The sequence below is a fragment of the Burkholderia sp. HMSC10F09 genome (assembly GCF_001806955.1).
GTDB classification, from domain to species: domain Bacteria; phylum Pseudomonadota; class Gammaproteobacteria; order Burkholderiales; family Burkholderiaceae; genus Burkholderia; species Burkholderia multivorans.
This window is the reverse complement of record NZ_KV786660.1, coordinates 1-1787: the sequence shown is the minus strand read 5'-3', so window position 1 is coordinate 1787 and position 1787 is coordinate 1. Positions and strand designations below refer to the sequence as shown.

The 1787-nt window shown below is 70.1% G+C and carries 2 protein-coding genes; both read left to right on the top strand.

Annotation, left to right across the window (positions count from 1 at the left end):
* Positions 1-99 precede the first annotated feature (99 nt).
* A complete protein-coding gene (locus HMPREF3115_RS11015) occupies positions 100-1140 on the top strand; it encodes a non-homologous end joining protein Ku (protein WP_006408555.1) in 1041 nt (346 codons plus the stop codon).
* 24 nt (positions 1141-1164) lie between these two features.
* On the top strand, positions 1165-1787 hold a 623-nt coding region (locus HMPREF3115_RS11010; protein ID WP_305367008.1), incomplete at its 3' end, for a DNA polymerase ligase N-terminal domain-containing protein.

The following is a 1787-nucleotide window of genomic DNA, read 5'->3' as shown; positions in this document are numbered from 1 at the left end:
CGGCGCGGTGTGCGGCCACGGCTGCACCCGCAGGCCGCGCACGCCGCGCGCGCCCCCGCACGCCGTGCGCGTGCGCGGCTGCCCGCAAGGAGGAAAGGCATGGCAGCACGGATGATCTGGAAAGGCGCGATCAGCTTCGGGCTCGTGCACGTGCCCGTGCAGCTGTTTCCGGCCACGCGCACCGTGAAACCGTCGTTCCGGCTGCTCGACAAGCGCTCGATGGACCCGGTCGGCTATCGGCAGATCAACAAGCGTACCGGCAAGGAGGTGTCGCGCGACGACATCGTGCGCGGCTACGAGTACGAGAAGGAGCGCTACGTCGTGCTGACCGACGAGGAGATCCGCGCGGCCAACCCCGAATCGACGCAGACGGTCGATATCCTGACGTTCGTCGATCAGGAGGCCGTGTCGTTCCTCTATCTCGACACGCCGTACTACCTGGTGCCCGACCGCAAGGGCGAAAAGGTCTATGCGCTGCTGCGCGACGCGCTGAAGGACAGCGGCAAGATCGGCATCGCGCTGGTCGTGATGCGCGACAAGCAGCATCTCGGCGCGCTGATTCCGGTCGGCCCGCTGCTCGCGCTCGACACGCTGCGCTGGCAGGACGAACTGCGCGGGCTCGACGAGCTCTCGACGCCGGTCGAGGACGCGAAGCGCGCGGGCGTGAGCGCGCGCGAGCTCGCGATGGCGAAGAAGCTGATCGACGACATGTCCGGCGAATGGACGCCCGAGCAGTATCACGACACGTTCCGCGACGACATTCTCGAACTCGTCGAGCGCAAGGTGCGCCAAGGGCGGATCGAGGAAATCGAGGAACGTCCGGCCGATCGCGGCCACGTGCCGTCGAACGTCGTGGATCTGACCGAGCTGCTCAAGCGCAGCCTGCGCGGCGGCGGCCGCGGTTCGGACCGCGCGGCCGCGAACGAGGACGAACACGACGAGGACGCCGACGCGCGCACGCGTAGCCGTCGTCAGCCGGCCGCGAAGCGCGGCGCGAAGACCGCCGCGAAGACGAGCGCCAAGACGGCGACGAAAACGGCCGCGAAGCGCACGTCGGCGGCCAAGGCCGGCGACAAGCGCGGCGACGGCAGCGCCGCCGCGAAAAAGACCGCCGCGCGCAGCAAGAAGCGCGCGGCATGACGCCGCGACACGCAAGGTGACACGATGGCCGGCAAGCTCGATCCGTATCGCCGCAAGCGTCATTTCGACGCGACGCCCGAACCCGAAGGCACGCGCCGCCGCCGCGCGCCGGCCGACGCGCAGCCGGCCGAGCGCGGCCGGCATCCGCTGCGCTACGTGATCCAGGAGCATCACGCGCGGCGCCTGCATTACGATTTCCGGCTCGAACTCGACGGCACGCTGAAGTCGTGGGCCGTGCCGAAAGGGCCGAGTTTCGATCCGTCGGTCAAGCGGCTCGCAGTGCACGTCGAGGATCATCCGCTCGAATACGCGTCGTTCGAAGGCGAGATTCCGGCCGGCCATTACGGCGCGGGCTCGGTGATCGTCTGGGACGAGGGCACGTGGACGCCCGAGGGCGGGCTCGCGAAGGCGCGCGAAGGCTATCGCGCAGGCAAGCTGAAATTCCGGCTCGACGGCGAGAAGCTGCACGGCGGCTGGGCGCTCGTGCGCAGCGGCCGCCAGGAAGGGCGGCAGGAGCAGTGGCTGCTGATCAAGGAGCGCGACGACGACGCGCGCAGCGCCGATGCGTACGACGTCGTCGCGCAGCAGCCCGGCAGCGTGCACGACGGCGCGGCGCGCGGGCGCGCGGCGAACGGGCATGCGCGGGC